The organism is Streptomyces sp. NPDC041205 (assembly GCF_055591765.1).
In genome coordinates, this window is record NZ_JBVIZH010000004.1 from 536,804 (window position 1) to 554,827 (window position 18,024).

Annotated in this window: 14 protein-coding genes; 1 reads left to right on the plus strand and 13 read right to left on the minus strand. The window is 72.3% G+C overall.

Translation table 11 applies throughout. The features are described 5' to 3' along the window. Positions 1–37 precede the first annotated feature (37 nt). The 13 genes from ACZ6BG_RS22165 to ACZ6BG_RS22225 all read right to left on the minus strand — a co-directional run bounded on the left by ACZ6BG_RS22165 (position 38) and on the right by ACZ6BG_RS22225 (position 16,833). Positions 38–4,798 carry a DUF6603 domain-containing protein gene (locus ACZ6BG_RS22165; protein ID WP_469003954.1) on the minus strand — a complete coding sequence of 1,587 codons (4,761 nt, stop codon included), beginning with the start codon at positions 4,796–4,798 and terminating at the stop codon, positions 38–40. A 1-nt stretch (position 4,799) separates the two neighbouring features. After that, positions 4,800–7,430, minus strand: coding sequence for a hypothetical protein (locus ACZ6BG_RS22170; protein ID WP_469003956.1), 2,631 nt, complete (start codon positions 7,428–7,430; stop codon positions 4,800–4,802). 236 nt (positions 7,431–7,666) lie between these two features. After that, positions 7,667–7,873, minus strand: a complete 207-nt coding sequence (locus tag ACZ6BG_RS22175) for a hypothetical protein (RefSeq protein ID WP_469003958.1) — start codon at positions 7,871–7,873, stop codon at positions 7,667–7,669. A 288-nt stretch (positions 7,874–8,161) separates the two neighbouring features. Then, positions 8,162–8,779, minus strand: a complete 618-nt coding sequence (locus ACZ6BG_RS22180; RefSeq protein ID WP_469004144.1) for a CBS domain-containing protein — start codon at positions 8,777–8,779, stop codon at positions 8,162–8,164. Positions 8,780–8,864: 85 nt separating this feature from the next. After that, positions 8,865–9,608, minus strand: coding sequence for a nickel-dependent hydrogenase large subunit (locus tag ACZ6BG_RS22185; protein ID WP_469003961.1), 744 nt, complete (start codon positions 9,606–9,608; stop codon positions 8,865–8,867). A 68-nt stretch (positions 9,609–9,676) separates the two neighbouring features. After that, the gene (locus ACZ6BG_RS22190; RefSeq protein ID WP_469003963.1) at positions 9,677–10,144 is read right to left on the minus strand and encodes a Crp/Fnr family transcriptional regulator; all 468 of its coding nucleotides are present in this window, start codon (positions 10,142–10,144) and stop codon (positions 9,677–9,679) included. Then, positions 10,141–11,337 (minus strand): 4Fe-4S dicluster domain-containing protein, encoded by a 1,197-nt coding sequence (locus ACZ6BG_RS22195; protein ID WP_469003965.1) that lies wholly within the window; start codon positions 11,335–11,337, stop codon positions 10,141–10,143. The genes ACZ6BG_RS22190 and ACZ6BG_RS22195 overlap by 4 nt, the downstream gene beginning before the upstream one ends. A gap of 391 nt (positions 11,338–11,728) precedes the next feature. Continuing rightward, positions 11,729–12,310 (minus strand): Rv1733c family protein, encoded by a 582-nt coding sequence (locus tag ACZ6BG_RS22200; RefSeq protein WP_469003967.1) that lies wholly within the window; start codon positions 12,308–12,310, stop codon positions 11,729–11,731. Positions 12,311–12,314: 4 nt separating this feature from the next. After that, positions 12,315–12,827, minus strand: a complete 513-nt coding sequence (locus tag ACZ6BG_RS22205; RefSeq protein WP_469003969.1) for a flavodoxin domain-containing protein — start codon at positions 12,825–12,827, stop codon at positions 12,315–12,317. A 13-nt stretch (positions 12,828–12,840) separates the two neighbouring features. Further along, positions 12,841–13,572 (minus strand): CBS domain-containing protein, encoded by a 732-nt coding sequence (locus ACZ6BG_RS22210; protein ID WP_469003972.1) that lies wholly within the window; start codon positions 13,570–13,572, stop codon positions 12,841–12,843. Positions 13,573–13,612: 40 nt separating this feature from the next. Next, the gene (locus tag ACZ6BG_RS22215; protein ID WP_469003975.1) at positions 13,613–16,402 is read right to left on the minus strand and encodes a bifunctional acetate--CoA ligase family protein/GNAT family N-acetyltransferase; all 2,790 of its coding nucleotides are present in this window, start codon (positions 16,400–16,402) and stop codon (positions 13,613–13,615) included. Positions 16,403–16,507: 105 nt separating this feature from the next. Further along, on the minus strand, positions 16,508–16,666 hold the full coding sequence (locus ACZ6BG_RS22220; RefSeq protein WP_469004147.1) for a hypothetical protein: 159 nt from the start codon (positions 16,664–16,666) through the stop codon (positions 16,508–16,510). Further along, positions 16,663–16,833, minus strand: coding sequence for a hypothetical protein (locus tag ACZ6BG_RS22225; protein ID WP_469004157.1), 171 nt, complete (start codon positions 16,831–16,833; stop codon positions 16,663–16,665). Before ACZ6BG_RS22225 ends, ACZ6BG_RS22220 begins: the two co-directional genes overlap by 4 nt. 248 nt (positions 16,834–17,081) lie before the next feature. On the opposite strand from ACZ6BG_RS22225, the gene ACZ6BG_RS22230 reads away from it, so the two are divergent. Then, the gene (locus ACZ6BG_RS22230; RefSeq protein WP_469003978.1) at positions 17,082–17,978 is read left to right on the plus strand and encodes a universal stress protein; all 897 of its coding nucleotides are present in this window, start codon (positions 17,082–17,084) and stop codon (positions 17,976–17,978) included. Positions 17,979–18,024 lie beyond the last annotated feature (46 nt).

Below are 18,024 nucleotides of genomic sequence, written 5' to 3' on the forward strand. Positions count from 1 at the left end.
CCGGGGCGGCCGCGTGGCCGGCCCGGCACGAATGCGGTCAAGGGACCAAGGCCTCGGCCGTGGCGGCGAGGTGGAGTGGTTCGGGGCCGGGGGCGGCATCGCCGCCGGCGGCGATGCCGCCCGCCACGAGGACGCGGTCGTCGCCGAGTTCGGCCACGGCGAGGGACCACCTGCCCTGGCCGAGCCCGGCGAGCGTCGTCCAGGAGCCCGCCGTCGGGTCGTACGCGATCACGTTCGGGAAGCCGGCCGTGAAACCGGGGCCCGTGGTGCCACCGATGACCAGGACGTCCCCGGCACGGGTGAGCAGCGCGCGGTGCCGGGCACGGCCGCCCGGCATGGCGGCGGCGGACGACCAGGTGCCGGTGGCCGGGTCGTACAGCTCGACCAGGTCGAGGGCGCGCGGGCTGAACGTGCCGTCCGGCGCGACGACCGCCTCGCCGCCCGTGACGAGGACCCGACCGTCGGGCAGCAGGGTCGCCTGGTGGCCCTTGCGGGCCGTGTGCAGGCTTCCGGTCGGGGTCCAGGTGCCGCTGGGCACGTCGTACACCTCGCAGTACGCGAGGGGCGCGTCGCCGGTGCCGGTGGGCAGCGCTCCGCCCACGACGAGCACCCGGCCGTCGCGCAGCAGCACGGCCTGGTGGCCCGAACGGGCGTCGCACATCGGCGCGGTGACGGTCCAGGTACGGCTCGCGGGGTCGAACAGCTCGGCGGAGCGGAGCGCGCCGAGGCCCCGCTCGCCCCGTGCCCCGCTGCCCCCGGCGACCAGCACCCGGCCGCCGGGCAGCACGGTCGCGGAGTGCGCGGACCTGGCCGTGTCCAACGGCCCCGACGCCGACCAGGCTGCGGCGGCCGGGTCGAACACCTCGGCCGAGGCCAGGGGCGCCCCGTCCACGCCCCGCCCGCCGCCCGCGAGCACCCGGCCGTCGGAGAGCCGGGTGAGGGTGTGCAGACGGCGCGCCGCTGTCAGCGGGGCGGTCGCCGACCAGACGCCGGAGGTCGGATCGAACAGCGCGGTCGTGGCGAGCGCCGTACCTGCCGAACCGGTGCCGCCGGCGACCAGAGCCTTGCCGGTGGTCAGCAGCACCGCGTCCACCTGGGCTGCCGGGACGGGCAGCGTTCCCGCCTCCGTCCAGGTGCCGGAGACGGCGGGCGGGGCGGCCGCCTCGGAGGCGGGGATGACGTGCAGAAGCCCGTCGAGCGCCGGATCGGCGGCGACGAAGTCGGCGAGCGCGTCGGCCGCCGTGGTCTGGCTGCGGAACGTCGCGGGCGCCCCGGCCCTCCGGCGGCCGGGCGAACTGGGGGGAAGGGCCGGGAGGTTGCTGCGTACGTAGGCGACGACGAAGCGCTGGTCGGCGACGCGAATGGTCTCGGCCGTCGCGAACGGCTGGCGCAACAGGGCTTCGTGCCGGGACAGGGGCGACCGGCTGGTGCTGCTGCCCTGGAGCAGGCCGTCGAAGACGGCGGGGCTGACGCTGTGGAACCTCTTGGAGCGCCCGGCGGAGAACCGCGCGGGCGCTGTCGTTCCCGGACCGTTCGTCACGGCCGTGCCGCTGGCCCGGTTCGCGGAGGGCGCGCTGTCGAGAATGTGCAGTTCGTAGCGGGCGCTGCGGCGCACGACCCGCGCGGTGGCCAGGGTGCCCGTGGCGGCGGTCAGTTCGAGGCCGGTGTCCTGGGTCTCGTACGCCGGGCTCGACAGTTTCGCGGCGTCGCTCATGTCCTGGTACTGGGCCATGGCGAACTTGTCGGCGGTGTCGGAGATCCGCACGAGACCGCTGCCCGGCGCGGGCGCGAGGGTGAATCGCCTGCCGTCGCTCGCCCGCTGCGCCCCGACCTTGTCGAGACGCACGTTGAGCGGCAGAGCCCGTTGCTGTACGGACAGTGTGCCCAGTGGGTGCAGCACCAGGTCGTCGGACGGGGGGAGTTGACGGAGGCTGACCAGCGGCTTGCCGCTGCCGGTGGGCAGCCGGGTCTGCCAGCCCTCGGTCTTGCGGAGTTCGGCTGTGAGCAGCGGAAGGACCAGGAGGGGTGGCAGCGTGGTGAGGAGGCTCTCGCCCCAGGTGATGTCGAAGTCGGCGGAGATGGAGAAGAACAGGAATCCGATGGATCCCTTCCCGTGTGCCCGCCAGGGGGCCGGCCCCTCAAGGCGGAAGCGCAGGTCGATGTCGAACACACCGACGCCGAAGGCCTTGAGCGAGACCTCGGCGCTGATGGCGATGGCGAAGCGGAACGGGTTGAACTGGAACAGCGCGTCGAAACTGAGGTGCCCCTCGATACCGAAACCGCCGAAGCCGAGGCGGAGTTCGGCCTCCGCACCGAACTGCACGGTGTTGCTGGTGATGGCGAAGTACCCGGAGATCCGGATCAGCTGCTTGTTGCGGTGCAGGATGTCCAGGGACACCCGCTCGGGTACGGCGAAGGGCAGTGCGGGGGCCTTGTACGAGGGGTGGAAGCCGCCGACCGTCAGTACCAGGTCGGGGTTGTCGCCCCATGCCACCAGGATGCCCATGCCGCCGTCGAGGGTCATCGTCAGGACGCGCGAGTCCACGAGGCGCGCCTCGAACCACAGCCGGTTCTTGCCCGGTTCCAGCGCGCCGAAGAAGTCGACACGGAGGTCGAGGAGGGGCAGCTTCAGGTTCGGCAGGGTGGCGCGGAGGGTGCCGAGGACCGCGATGTTGCCGGGGATCTCGATGATCAGTCCGAGCGAGATGCTCACCAGCGTCGGCGTGGCCCAGCCGATCCTGGCCATGGGGCCGATGAGGAACGTGCCCCGCTCGGGCGGGAAGAACGCGTTCAGGTCGGAGAGGATGCGCGGCGCGTTGGCGATCACGTCGCGGGGGAACATGACGGATTCGATGGAGCCCGTCCGGATGCCTTCCGCGAGCGCTTGGAGGTTCATGCCGCGGTCGAGGCCGATGAGGCCACCGACCGCGAGCAGGGTGAACCCGTAGCCGAGCTGGATGCCCTCGCCGAAGTCCGCGGTGAGGACGATCAGCAGCGAGAAGCCCTTCGAGCCGTCCGGCATGCGGGTGCTGAGCAGGCCGATGGCCTTGAGCGCCAGGAAGTCGGCGAACTCCAGCTCCATCGCGCCCGCGTACTCACCGCGCGTGGGGTCGAAGGCGAGGAAGCCGCCCCCGCGCACGAGGCTCGCGTCGATGGACAGGCCCGCGCCACGGGGTGGCTTGAAGCCCAGCGTGACGTCGAGGGGGCCGAGGTTTCCGTCCTGCCCGGGGCGCCCCTCGAACAGCGCGGTGAGCCCGACCTGGTCCACCACGGCGGTGACGGGGCCGAGTTCGGCCTTGAACGTCGCGCCGACGCTGATCGGCAGAGCCCCGCCGGAGGGGACCGCGGAGATGGTGAGGCTCTGGATCTCGACGGGCCCGACGCGTCGGCCGACGGGGATCCGGAGGTCCAGGTTGGAGGTGCCGCGGAAGGAGAAACCGTCGCGGTGGGAGATGCCGAGCGCGAGGTCGGCGCCGATGCTGAACCCGTCGTCCGGGAGGACGGCGGCGAGGAAGCCGTCGGCGTCCTCGCCGGGCTGGAAGACGAACTCCAGGCCCTTGAGGTCGAGTTCGGCGAAGAAGTCGACGCTGTCGCCGTCGACGCGGACGCCGCCCGTGCCGCCGACCGTGCGGAACGTCAGCCGGGTGCGTCCCGGCTCGCCCAGGAGCACGACTGGTTCCTTGTCGGCGCCCGACGCCTCGGCGACCACCTCGATCGCGCCCGCAGCGTGCACGGGCGCGTCGTCCGACTCGAACCCGAAGACCATGTCGAGGGACTGCCCGGGACGGGCAAGGAGCGCCACACCGCCCTGGAGGTCAAGGCTGCTGCGTACGGTGACGGTGAGTCCCGGCGTGACCTCGAACCGCAGCCCCAACGCCCCGGTGAACGACGGCAGCAGCGCCACCCCGGGAGCCCCGTCGGCCGTCGTCGGCGGCACCCGTACGAGCCGAACGGAACCCCGCGTCCGCGCGTCGCCCTCCTCTCCCACCGCCTGGTCGACGGCGATCACACTGACCGCCTCGGGCGCCGGGTCGAGGGGATGGGGGCGCGGTCCCTGGACGGCTGTCTCCGCGCCTTCCGAGAGCGTGTCGATCCGCACGTCGAAGCCCAGGGCCATGAAGAGGTTGTCGAACTGTTCGGCCAGCGCCTCGAAGTCGAAGCCGGGCTCGCCCCAGCCGTAGGCGTTCTTCAGCACGAGCGATGGGTCGTCGAGGACCTTGGGGAGGTCGGTCACGTCGAGCGTCATGCGGGTGTGCGCGGGGCGGCTGCCCGTGGGCGGCACGTAGACCGCCTTGACGATCCCGAGCGCGCGCAGTCCGAAGCCCACGGACGGGTGGAAGCGCCGGAGGTAGCTGATGACCAGGTGGTCGAGGAGCTGCCGGGGGAACTGCTCGCGGAACCCGTCGGCGCGCAGGGCGGGCGGGATGGCCGAATCGGGCGCGTCGGCGATGTCACGGATCGCGGTCACGAGTCCCTGGACGGCGGCGAACACCCGGGCCGCTTCGTCGGCGGAGACATCGTCGGCGGCCGTGGCCTCGGGCTTGGCGGGCACCGCCTCGCGGACCCCGGGCGCGCCCTCGTTGAGCCCGCCGTCGCCCAGCAGCCGCCGCAGGCTGTCGTACAGCGTGTCCACGCTGGTACCGAGCGCGCGCAGCGGGGCCGGGGGTTCGTCGACGGCCCAGCCGAGCTCCCGCAGGAGGCCGACGAAGGCCTGGGGGGAGGCGATCGCGTCGCGCAGTGGCAGCAGTGCCTGCCCGACCTCGGTGGCGAGCTTGTCGAAGGTGCCCTGTCCAGCCATGTCACGCCCTCGGGTAGTGCCGTGTGTCGAGCAGGGCGTGCTGGGCCGGGTCGACGAGGTTGACGATCAGCCACTTGCACAGGAAGCAGAACTCGCCCCGGTGGTCGTGGACGTTCTGTTCCTTGTCCTGGCCGCGCATCTTGCACTCGCCGGAGGCACGGTAGTAGCCGCCGGCGAAGTGGTTTCCGCCTTCGAAGATGCCGACGAGCTGGTACGGGTAGCGCGGCAGCACGAACCCCGGGATGGCGACGGGCAGTTCGGTGTCGGCCTCCTTCTGCCCGCTCGGCCGCGTGATGTCGCGGTCACGGTTCAGCGGCAGGTGGTTGCGCGGGTTGGCGGCGCTGTTGAAGAAGTCGAGGACCGGTTTGGGGACGATGGCCTCGTCGTTGCCCGCCTTGTCCTTCAGGGTTACGAACACCCGTGAGTCCTTGGCGAACACTCCGACGCTGCCCGGCGTGCGCAGCACGAAGGTGCCGCGGCTCTCGTCCGGCCTGTCGGCGAACGGCAGGTCCTTGAGCGCCTGCGCGGGGCCGGTCTTGAGCGGGAGCTGCCGGTTGAACTCGTTCGCGGCGAAGTTCTGCAGGCTGACGGTGGCGTTGTCGGCCCATGCCTTGACCCACTTGTCGAATCCGGTCGTTCCCACGGTGATCTCGATACCGGCGGGGATCGCCTTCGAGTCCTCAAGGAGCCTGCCGGACACCCGCATCCGGGGCAGGACGAACCACTTCACTTTGGCGCCGTCGAGCCGCCGGCCCGGCGGGGTGGCGGGGATCCGCAGGAATCCGATGCTCGCCAGGTTGTCGAGCTTCACGTCCTGGGGGAATCCGGTGGCGTTCGCGTCGTCGCCGCCGGATTCCTCGTACTCGTCGCCGAGGCTGAAGTTGTGGCCGAACTCGTGCACCACCGTGTTGATGAGGTGGCCGAACTCGACGATGCCGTGGCGATTGCCGGGCGGAACGGGCCGGGGCCGAACGCGCCGCATGATCGGCCGGCCCGGGGGGTCCTTGGGATCCGTGGTGAACTCGACCCGGCTCCGCATGCCCAGGGTCGTCGCCATCAACGTCCCGTTGTTGAGCGCCTGACCGCCCAGGAGCGCGTCGTGGACGAGAACCCCGACCAGGCCCCGGCTCCGCTTGAACTTCGTGTCGTCCGGGGTCCAGACCGCTCCGATGTTGGGCGACGGCAGCTCCTCGGTGAACAGACCGTCGAGATAGGCCAGGACCGAGTTCCCGGCGTTCGTGGTGCCCGACGTCGCGTACAGCTCGGGCGCGTGCCTGCGCGGGTCGAGCCCCAACGACTGGAGCGGCGGAGCTTTGTAGAAGTCGTAGAGCCGCGCTATGAACGGCTTGAGGTTGAGGTCGGCAGGATCGTCGGCCGCGGGCGGCGGCGGCGCCGTGTTGCCGACGGTGCCGATCCTGCTGCCGTCCGCCCACCGGCTGCCGAGACAAAAGCCGTGCAGTGTGTCCGCGGCCTGCATGAACCCCTCGGACTGGTGCGCCATCCAGGTCTTGATCAGCAGGTCGTTCACCCTGGCCGGGTCGAAGTCGGGCAGGCTCTGGCCGCTCCACAGAGCCTTGAACCCGTTGACGGGCCGACTCTCGTTGCGCATCGGCAGGCCCACGCGCTCGATCAGTTCCTGGAGGGTGTAGCTGTTCGCCGGGGCGCCCGGCAGGGGTTGCGGGTGCGGAATGCGGCACTGGGTGAGGTCGACCCCGGTGCCCGGCTTGTCCACGACACGGTTGCCGATGGTGAGGTGGAGCCGCTCCTGGGACGGTTCGAAGCACTGGAAGACATTGAAATGGTCGCGCAGCAGCCCGAACGGCTCGTGCCGGGGCGCCTCGAACATCGCTCTCACTGTCCGCTCGACAATCTCGTCGAACTGCTGCCTGTCCTGCTGCCCGAATCCCTCCGAAAGGAAGATGACGTTCGACTTCACTTCCGGATGTGAAAGATCCTGGCGGCGTACCGTGCGGACCGTGGACCGGGGCCGGGCGAAGTTGACCACCCGCACCGGAAGGATGTTGGTCTTGTCAAGGAACGTACCGCTGATCTCCACCGGTACGTCCGACTCTTCCTTTCCCCGCAGCCTGCCCCGCTGATCGATGTCGACCTTCGTGGAATTCGCTGAGCGCAGGGGGACATATCCGTGCCCGGTGATGTCTCCCACGGCATCCGTGCCGGCTGCCGGGTGCTCGCTGAACCTGGCGTAGATCGTCGGCTGCGCGTGCGCGTGCGTGAGATCGCGGGCCGTCGTGAGGGAGTCGTTCCCGAACCACCAGTCGAGCATCCGCTCGTGCACCTGGAGCCTGCCCACCACGGAGCCCGCGCCGCCGTTGACTCCGACAGTGATCTGGAACAGATAGACCCCGGGCGTCGTCGCCGTGACGATGCCGCTGGCGCGGTTCACCGTGGGGCAGTTGTTGAGCCGTTGCCCGGTCGGCTGATGCGGGGCGAAGAAGTGGACCGCGCTGTTCTGCATTTCGGGAATCAGCGCGAAGGGGCTGGGTTTGATATTGGTGAAGGTGCGGCGGAAAACCTCGATCTTGAGCTTGGGGGTGTCATTGAGTGCGACGTGCAGATCGAGATGTGGAAACACCAGCAGTTCAGCAGGGGTGGTGATTTCATCAATCATGATCGCTCCTGCTGGTCGTCCACCCGCGCGGCGAAGGAGCCCGATCCTGCCACTGCCTTGGGCCCGGGAGAACGAGCGATACCCGCATGGCTGGAACAAGCCGGAGAGCGGCCGGATTCCGGGTTTATTCGGAATTCCGGTCTCCATTGGGAATGCGATGGTCCGCGGCCTTTGTTCAGACGTACACGCCCGGCCGGATCGGCACCGACAATCCGAGCTGGAAGAAGCATCTCCGCTCAGCGGATGCGAGGAGGCCGTTCACCCAGCGGCATGTCCAGGATCTGTCGGGCGCCGACCAGCGTGCGGGGGCGGATCCGGCCGGCGGGCCCCGGCCCGCCTTCGCCGACGCGTACCGCGGAGCTGCTCTCGGGCAGGGTCCGCGGCGCGGCGTCCTCGGGAGGGGCGGCCCGCCGGCCCGCCTGGCCGCCGAGCGCAGGAAGCACGAGGTCTTCCAGGAGTTCGGCGCGTCGAACCGCGCTTACCCTGCGTGCAGTTCGAGCCCACTGGACCGCGGTGCGCCGAGGCCGCGGCAGGCCCGGTCGGTGATCCGGAAGACACGGTTGAGGGCGTCCCGCGCGGAGGCGTTGCCGGTGCGGGGCGCACGGCCCGGATTGGTGGGCCTGTCCGCCGCACACCCCCCCCGTGACCTGCCAGGGGTGGGCGGCGGTGGCACGCAGCTCATCCTGGAGGCGGCGGGCCAGGGCCGGAACGCGGTACTGGTCGAGGTACTTTCACGTCTCGTTCGCGGGCTGGTTCAGGTCGAGGCGGACGTCGACGACTCCTTCCACCGCGCGGCTCGCGCGGGCGAGTACGGGGACGAGCGCCGTGTCCCGCAGGGTGCCGCCGAGCGTGACGACGCCCTCATGGACGCGCACGTCGACCTGCGCTTGCGGGGGCAGCAAGGACAGGACGCTGCGGTCTATCTCGGCGGCGATGTCCTCGTCGGGGCGCAGGAACACCTTGAGCAGGTCGCTCCGGCTCACCACGCCTTGCAGCAGCCCGGTGGCGTCGACGACCGGCAGGTGCTTGACGCGGCGCCGGGCCATGACGCGCGCGGCCACGGCCAGCGTGGCGTCGGCGTGCACGGACACGGCCGGACTGGTCATCAGCTCGCCCGCGGTGATCGCGCCTGCCTTGGCCATGTCGGACAGGCGCCGCAGCACGTCGTACCGCGTCGGGTCGACGTCGCGGAACTCCTCCTTGGGCAGCAGATCCGCCTCGGAGACGACGCCTATGACGCGGCCCTCGCCTTCGAGCACGGGGAGCGAACTGACCTTCCACGTGTCGATGAGCTCGACGATCTCCTTGAAGGACGCGTCCCGGCCGACGGCGATGACGGTGTGGGTCATCACGTCGCTCACGTGGTACGGGGAGCCCTCGCGCGGCAGATCCGGGTGCGCGGACTCGGCTGCGGGGGATTGATGGTGCGGTGCGTCAGGCATCGGTGCCTCCGTTGGCGCGGACGACGGTGAGGTCGAGGAAGTGGGTGGAGCGGGAGATGCACGGGTCGTGGTCGCGGATCGTCCGCTCGCACAGGTCCGTGAGCTCGGCGTCGCTGAGGTCCGCCCCCGCGGTCGCCCGTGACGCCGTCCGGCGCGGGTCGTCCTCGATCGCGCCCTGGTTCTGCGCGGTCGGCGGGACGAGCAGGGAGTCGGTGACGGTGCCATCGGCGGCCAGGGCGTAGCGGTGGTGGAGCAGTCCACGTGGGGCTTCGGTCGCCCCGTGCCCGCGACGGGCGGCACCTCGACGAAGGGGCGGGACGGCGGTTCGTACGTCTCGATGACGCGCAGCGCCTCGCCGACCGCACAGACGATCTCCACGGCCCGTACGAGGACGGAGCGGCGTGAGGCCGATGCCGCCGGCCACCACGATCACGTCGTGGCCGAGCGCGCGTTCCGGCTTCCAGCCGGTGCCGTACGGGCCCCGCAGCCCCAGGACACCACCGGCCCGCGCCGCGCACAGACCCTCGGAGACCGCGCCCACGCCGCGCACAGGGTGGGCAAGACCGCCGGTGGTGGCAATGGAGCTCACGGGGACAGGGATCTCGCCGCGGCCGAAGCAACGCGCCATCGCGAACTGGCCCGGCACGCAGTCCGTCAGGGCCTCGGCCGCGGGATCGAGGCGCAGGGTGACCGCGTCGGGTGTCTCCGGCCGACGGGCGATCAATCGGTACGGCACGGGCAACCGGGGCTCCGCTCGCGGTGCCTTCGGGGCGGGTGGTGCCGCGGTGGACGGCTTGGTGGTCATCATGCACTGCCACTGCCGTAGGGCGCGTACACGTCGAGAAGCCGGGTGCGTGCCGACTGCAGCCTGTGTGCGAGGACCTTGCCGACCCACTGGCCAACGGCCGAACCGAGGTGGGGGTCGTGCTCGCACATGAACCGAACCGCTGTCGCGTCGAACTCGTAGGCGCTCACGGGCGTCGTCGCCTCGGCGCCGAGCTGCCACACGTACGGCGGGAACAGCCAGGACCAGCCGACCAGTTCGTCGGAGCCGATGGTCTCGATCACCGGTGGCCGACGCCCCGGCACACGCATGTCGAGAGTGACGGTGCCGGTGCGGACGATCCAGAACCGGTCGGCGCGGGTGCCTTCTTCGAACAGCCGGGTGCCCTCGGGGATGTCGACCTCGCGGGCGATGCGCAGCAGACGGGCGCGGTGCGTCGGCGGCAGGGCCTGCGTCATCGTGATGGTGGTCGTGGTCGTGGTGTTCATGGCTGTGGCCCCCTGTCGTGGTGCGCCGACCTGTCGTCGTACGCGGTGTGCTGGTCGCAGGCCGACGCGTCGCGTTCGGCGGCCAGTGCGGCGACCTCCTCGGTGACGTCGATCCCGGCCGGGCACCCCGCGATGCGGCGCCCGCAGCCCCCACAGCCGCCGCCGCTCGCGAACTGGTCGTGCCAGGAGGAGAGTTTGTGGTTGAGCCAGTGCCGGTGGTGGCTGCGAGAAGAGGCGCGGACCGGACCGCCGTGGAGGTGGGAGAAGCCGAGGTCGAAACAGGAGTTCCAGCGCTGCCACCACTCGGTGTGGTGCCCGGTGAGGCCGGTGACGTGCTCGGTGGTGGTGCAGAAGCGGGTGGGGCAGACCATGGTGCGGTTGGCGCAGTTCGGGCAGCGCGCGGCGGTGTCGTGCCAGCGGGCGGCCGTCAGGCTCTCGCCCATCAGCGGCCGCGGGGCGAGCGGCGGTAACGAGCGGCTCATGCGCTGCCTGGCCGCCGCAACCGCTCCGCGCGCCACGGCCTCGGTCCTCAGGTCCGCCGGCCGGTGCGGTACGCCGTCGAGCAGGCGTGCTCCTTCCGCGCTGCCCACACGGACGACGAAGCGGTGACCGTTGTCGGCGACGACTTCGGTGAGCGCCAGGTCGAAGTCGCCGTCGGCCGCGGAGGCGCCACCGGTCGACACGCAGAAGCAGGTCGCGCCGGGCCCGGTGCACTCCGCGGCTGTCGGCAGCGCCCCCCTCCGGCGCTGCCGACAGCCGTGATCCGGGTAGTGGCCGCCCGCCAGGACGCGACCCTGCATCGCGATGGCCCGCAGATCGCAGGGGCGGACCCCGAGCAACGCGTACGTACGCGGCGCGGGGCGAGCCTCGGTGAACACCGGGACGCCGTCGGACCCCGCCCGGGCGCTCCGCAGATGCTCGCGCCGCGGGTACAGGAAGGCCTTCCACGACTGCGGTCCGGCGCTGGGCGCGAACGCGGCGCCGTCCTCGCGGGGTGTCAGCCGGTCATGCCCGGCGTATGGTTCGACGCCCCAGCCGTACGGCAGCTCGTCGGCGTACGTCAGCTCGGCCAGGACGACGACGCCGTCGCGGACCGTGGGGTCCACGACCGTGCGGCCGTCCGCCACCAGCGCGGCCACCAGGGCGTCGAGCCCTACCCGGTCGAGCACCGCGGTGGCTCCGGTTGCGGTCATGGAGTTCTCCTCGCCATGTGTGGTTCGCAGGTCCCGTCGTCAGGCGCCGGGCAGCTCGCACATGACCAGAGTCGGGGGAGCGGGCCCGGCTCGACAGGGGCCGTTCGGGCCGGTCGCAGGACCGCCTGGCACGAACCCGGGCCGGACGGATCCACGGACGGGCCGTCGGGCCGTGCCGGAGCGTGGCCGGTGGCTCCTCGTCGCGTTGGTGGCCCGCGGGATGTCACGACGGGAGGCGCGAGGGCAGCATCCGCTCCGCACGTAACGGAAGGTGGATCCTCCGCGGGGACCGGCGAGTGGGCAGGACCACTGGCGACGCGGGTCGGTCCGGTCCGCCCGGTGCATTGCGTGCGGATCGAGGCGGCCGACGCGACCGCCTCGGCCCGTGGGATCAGGCCCTGCGGCTTCCCCACTCCGGTCCGGTCTTCTGCCACTCGTCGTCCCACGCGGCCATACGGCGCCTGTCGAGGACCGTGCGCACCGTGTGCAGGGCGATCAGCGCCGTCAGCGCGGCCCCGGCCGCAGCGGCGGTGGACGCGCCGACGACGCGCAGCGCGACTTCGCCGGCGTCGAGCGGAGCCTCGGCGACCCGGCCGCGGGCGTCGAGCCACACCGCGACGCGCTCCCCGCGCCGACTGCCGGCCGGTGTCAACGCGTCGCCGGTGCGCGGGGTGCCGTCGGACGCCGCCCAGCGGGCCGGCACCCGGTACAGGGGCACCGTCCCGTCGGCGGTGGGCACCATGGGCGGGGCGTTCGCGGTGAGCACGGCCGAGACCCGATGCCGGTCCGCCCGCTCCGCCCTGGCGGCCGCGACGCCGTCGCGGTGCGCGAGCGCACCGGCGACGACCCCTGCGGCGGGAGCGCCCACGAACAGCACGACGCCGACGACGAGCACCGTCCACGCCTCGATCACGTCCGAGCGGCGCCGCAGCGGACTGCGGCGCAGCCGCCACCACGGAACCCGGCACGGCATGGCGTCAGTCTCCGGTGTCCACGCGGGGGCCGACCTCCCGAGCGATCCCGCTCGCCCACGCCGACACGGCGTCGAAGTCGCGGAAGTCGCCGCCCCTGCCGGATCGCACGATCATCCGGGCGACCCGGCCGCGGGCCCGCTCGTCGAGACACCCGCCGAAGGTGACATGCCGCTCGGCGCCGAGCCTGCGTGCGACGCGTCGCACGGAGGGCGGCGGCGGAAGGTCCCGCCGCGACGCCGAGGAGTCCAGCGGGCCACTGCTGAAGAGCCACAGCGGGCGCCGGGACAGCGCGCGCCGGTGTCGCCGCGCGAAGCGCCGCGCGTCACGCTGCCAGCGCCCGGAGTACAGCGCGCCGCCGAGCACCACGGCGTCGTACGGGGAGAGATCCCGCACCTCCCCGGCCGGCCGCACGTCGGCTGCCAGCCCGGCCTTGTCGAGCACAGCGCCGACGGTGTGAGCCAGCTCGGCGGTGGATCCATAGGTCGACCCGTAGGCGACCAGGACCGTGTGTGGCATGGCCCTACCCCTCTCACAGTTTGCGCAGCCAGTCGTCGGCGACGCCGTGCAGCGCCTCCTCCGAGGGCCGCAGGTGGGAGTCGTCCAGGCGATAGGTGAGCTTGTCGACGACCGCGACCACGCCGTCGATCTGCCGGGTCATCCGGACGGCGATGGGGATGTCGCTGAGCCGCTCGAGCTGTCCGCGCAGCGTCACCACGCCGTCGAGGACCTCCACGGCGATGGTCTGCGGCGCGAGCCACAGGGTCTGTACGAGGACCTCTTCGACGACGTCGCGGCGGATCTCCACGTCGGGCCGCAGGAACACCTGAAGCAGGTCACGGCGGGTGACGATACCGACGAGACGTTCCTCCTCGTCCACGACGGGCAGCCGCTCGACGCGATGCCTGGCCATCGTGCGGGCGGCCTCGGCGATGGTGTCCTCGGCGTGCACGGTCACGGCGGGCTGGGACATCAGTTGTCCCGCGGTACGGGCGTGGGCCTTGGCCTTCCGCTTGCGCGCGCCGGGGAGCAGTTTCCGCCAGCGGACGGACGGCGCGGGTGTGTACGGGGCCTCGGCCTCCGCCTGACGGGCCATGAGGTCCGTCTCGGAGAGCACCCCGATGACGTACTGCTCGCTGTCCACGACGGGAAGTCCGCTGATGCGGTGCCGGTCCAGGAGCCGGGCGACCTCCTTGAAGGGAGTCTCGTACGTGGCCTGGACGACTTCGGTGGCCATGACGGTGCCGACCTTGCGGTGCTTCATTGCCTTCGCCTCCTCGGCGCGCTCGGTGTCCTCGGCGGCTTCAGCGGAGCCGTCGCAGTTGTCGCAGATAGGGGTCCTGGGCCCGGCGCGGCAGTACGCGCACGCGTACGTCCAGCGCGGTGATGCGCTCCGGCCGGGCGAGGACCGGATTGAGGTCGGCCTCGGCGAGCTGCGGCAGGTCGCTCGCCAGTCGTGAGAGCCGCAGCAGCAGTTGCTCGATGCCTTCCAGGTCGACCGGTCCGCCGCCTCCGCTTCCGAAGAGCAGCGGGGCGCAGCGGGGCGCGGTGATGAGGTCGTGGACGTCGTGGTCGGTGAGGGGTGCCAGACGGGCCGCGTGGTCGGCGAGCACTTCGGTGGCGGTGCCGCCGTGCCCGAACAGCACCAGGGGGCCGAAGATCTCGTCCTGGACGACGCCGGCGAAGAGCTCCACGCCACGTGGGGCGAGCGGCTGCACCACCACGCCGGTCATCAGGTGGCCGAAGCGCACCTCGAAGTCCCGGTAGGCGGCGCGGACCTGTGCGTCACCGCGCAGGTCGAGGTGGAGTGCGTGTTCCTGGCTCTTGTGCAGCAGGCCGGGCCAGTGGGCCTTGAGCACGACGAGCCCGTCGGGGCCCTTGAGGCGTTCGGCCGCGAGTACCGCGTCGTCCTCGGTCTCGGCCCAGGCCCAGGGCAGTTGGCGGATGCCGTAGGCGTCGAGGAGCGCGGCGCACTCGCGCGGGCCGAGCCAGCCGCCCTCCGGGTGCTGGTTCAGATGGGCCTCGACCGTCGCGTGCGCACGGGGTGCGTCGATGTCGTCGAGCTCGGGCACGGTGCCGGGCGGACGGGCGAGCCACCGGGTGCGTGCGGCGGCGTGGGCGAGCGCGCGGGCGGCCGCCTGCGGGTCGGCGTAGGCGGGCACCGTGCCGTCCTCGGCGGGCAGCAGGCGCACCGGCAGATCCTGGTCGAGCAGGACCGCGACGACCGGCCGGTCGCGACGGCGGTCCGGGGTGTGGGTGAGGGACCGGACCAGCGCGTCGCCCGTCGCCGCGGCGACCGCGGTGGGCACGAGTGCCACCAGGACCGTGTCGACGCGGCCGCTCGCGGTGAGAAGCCGTATGCAGGCGCGCAGTTGCTCCTCGCTGACCGCGGCGGTGGCGTCGACGGGGTTGGTGGCGGTGGCCCCTTCGGGCAGGACGGCCAGGACGTCGTCGATGAGGTCGGTGCCGAGCGGCGGCAGCGTGAGCCCCGCTTCGGTGCAGGCGTCAGCGGCGAGTACCCCGGCTCCGCCCGCGTTGGTCACCACGGCGACGCGGGCCCCTGAGGGCAGCGGCTGGCTGTGCAACAGGGCGGCGGCTTCCAGGAGTTCACCGACCGACCGGGTGGCCGTGATGCCGGCCTGCCTGAAAAGGGCCCGGCGCGTCATGGTGGGAGTGGCGGCGGCCGACGTGTGCGATGCGGCCGCCGCCCGCCCGGCCTCGGTACGGCCCGCGTCGACCGTCAGGATGGGCATGCGCCGGGTGACGCGCCGTGCGGTGCGCGCGAAGGCGCGCGGATTGCCGAACGACTCCAGGTGCAGCAGCGCCAGGTCGGTGCGCCCGTCACATTCCCACCACTGGAGCAGGTCGTTGCCGCTGACGTCGTACTTGTCGCCCAGCGAAACGAAGCTCGACACCCCCACGCCCAGTCGGGCCAGCCCGCTGAGCAGCGCGATGCCCACGCCCCCGGACTGCACGGCGACCCCCGCCGTCCCGGGGTGCGGGTGGGCGGCGGCGAACGTGGCGTCCAGGCGCACGTCCGGTTCCGCGTTGGCGACGCCGAGGCAGTTGGGGCCGACCAGGCGCATCCCGTGGGCCCGGCAGACGTCGAGCAGCGCCCGCGCCTGATCGGCGTCGAGCCCGGCGGAGACGGTGACCAGGGCGGCCACGCCGAGCTTGCCGCACTCCTCGGCGGCCGTCGGCACCTGGGCCGGGGGCACGGCGAGCACCGCGAGTTCCGGAACCTGCGGCAAGGAGGCGACATCGGGGTGGGTGTGGACGCCGAGGACGGTGGCGGCGTTCGGGTTGACGGCGAACAGGCGGCCGGTGAAGCCGCCGGTGCACAGGTTGCGCAGCACGGCCCGGCCGACCGAGCCCGGCTTGCGGCCCGCGCCGATGACGGCGACCGACTCGGGGCGCAGCAGCGGCCGCAGGCTCGCCACATCGGCGGTGCGGCCGCGGAAGTCCACGGACGTCAAGTAGGTGTCGGTCTGGGTCAGTTGGACGACGCACCGCACCTCGGTGCCCTCGAAGCGCCGTGCGGTGCTCAGACCGAGGTCCGCGAAGACCCTGAGGATCTCGTGGTTCTCGGCGAGCGCGTCGGCGGTGAACGCGGTGATTCCGGCGGCGCGCGCCGCGGACACCAGGTGCTCCAGGAGCAGGGTGCCGATGCCGCGGTGGTGCCAGTGGTCGTTGACGGCCAGGGCGATGTCGGCCGTGACGACGCCCGTGTCGGTGGAGTCGTCGTTCGTGGTCTCGTACTCGGCGATCCCGACGAGGCGGCCGTCGTGCTCGGCGAGCAGCGCGCGGTACCCGGAACCTTCCGGCCGCACGTTCCGCGAACCGACCGGCACGGCACGGCCGGACACGCGGGCCGCCGCTTGCTCGGCCGACCGGTGGCTCGCGACGAAGAACCGCAGCCGCAGGTGCTCCGGCGACATGTCCGCGTACAGGCGCAGCACCGCGTCGTGATCGGCCGGCTCGGCGGGGCGTATGAGGATGGTGGTGCCGTCGGCGAGCAGGGCGTGCGCGGGGTCGGGGGCCGTGGCGGGTGCGGGCCGAGGTGCGGGAGAGCGGGAAGCTGCGCTGCCGGTCATCGTGTACCTCGCGCTCGTGTTCGGTCGGTTGACGTCTTCAGGGTCGTGCCGGACACCGATGCCGGGCAGTGGCCGACCGGCGCCCCGATCCGGGCCGAACGGCCCTCACGGCAAGGTCTCCCCGGGCTCGCCCTCGACCGCGTCCGCCATCGTCCGCAGCACGTCCAGAGCGCGGCGGGCCTCGGCCTCGTCGACCTGAGTGATCGCGAAGCCGACACGGGCCATCACGTACATGTCCGCATCGGCGTCCCGCGCGCAGCTCAGACGCGCCTGGCGCCGGACGTCCCCGAGCGCTGCGTGACATCGTGGTCGACGACCCGACCGTGCGTGTGCGCGGTCACGCCGTCGAAGGAGATGCCCGGACCGCGCTGCCGGCGGCGCCGGCCTCCGCCGACCTGTTCGTGGTCGACGCTCGCCGCCGCAAGGGACACCTCGGCATGCAACCGGGCGCGGCGAACCACGCGCTTTCGCACCATGTCGCGTGCCCGGTCGCGGTGGTGCCGCACACATGGGCCTGCCGACGCGATGGTCGGCCGCCACGGCGTGCGCACGCGGGTTGCCGCCATACCCCAGTGCGGGGCCGACTGCGGCGCCGAAAGGCCTCAGGCAGGGGCCGGGCGGCCCCTGCACACCCGACCTCGACCGCGCGACGCTTGTGACACAAGAGGGGGTGACGACGATGGTCCGACCGATCGTGGTGGGCCTTGACGGCTCACGTGAGAGCGTTTGTGCCGCGCAGTGGGCGGCTCGCGAGGCGGTACGCCGCGGTCTCCCGCTGCGTCTGGTGCACGCCTGGGAAGGGATGCCGAAGGACACGGAACCGGTGAGCCTGCCGGAGTTGAAGGTTCCGCAGAGCCGTGCGCGAGCGATCCTGCACGGTGTCGTGGACCAGGTGCGCGCTCAGTGCCCCGATGTGTGTCTGACCGCCGAGCCGATCGGGCGGCTGCCGGTGCCGGCGCTCGTGGCCGAGGCGGAGTCCGCGGAGTTGCTGGTCCTGGGCAGTCAGGGTTTCGGCGGTCTGGGCGGCCTCCTCGCGGGGTCGGTCGCCACGGCCGTGGTGGCCCGCGCGCGGACGCCGGTCGTCCTGGTGCGCGAGGGCTTCACCGCCGTCGACGAGCACGTGCCGAACAGCGACGGGCTGACCTCGGTCGGCACGCCGTACCGACCGGTGGCACTGGCCCTCGACCTGGCCCACGACTGCGACGCGTTGCTCGACTTCGCCTTCGAGGCCGCGTGGCACCGTGCCGCGCCGCTGCACGCCGTGTACGCCTGGAGGCTTCCCCACACCCACGTCCGCCCGGACGAACACGGGGACGTGCCGGGCCGGTGGGACGCCGAGTGGGCCCTGGACAGCGTGCTCGACCCATGGCGCGACAAGTACCCCGACATCAGCGTCCACGCGGAGGCGGAGCACACCCGCCCCGTCCACGCCGTGCTGCGAGCCGCGGAACACGCGGGCCTCCTCGTCCTCGGCCGCGAGATGCGCCGGGGCGCGCCGGCCGGACACACGGGTCACGTCACGCGCATGGCCATCCAGCACGTCAGTTGCCCCATCGCCGTTGTCGCGCACGCATGAGCCGCCCCCAGACGATCCACGAAGCACGGTTCACCCGACGACGAGC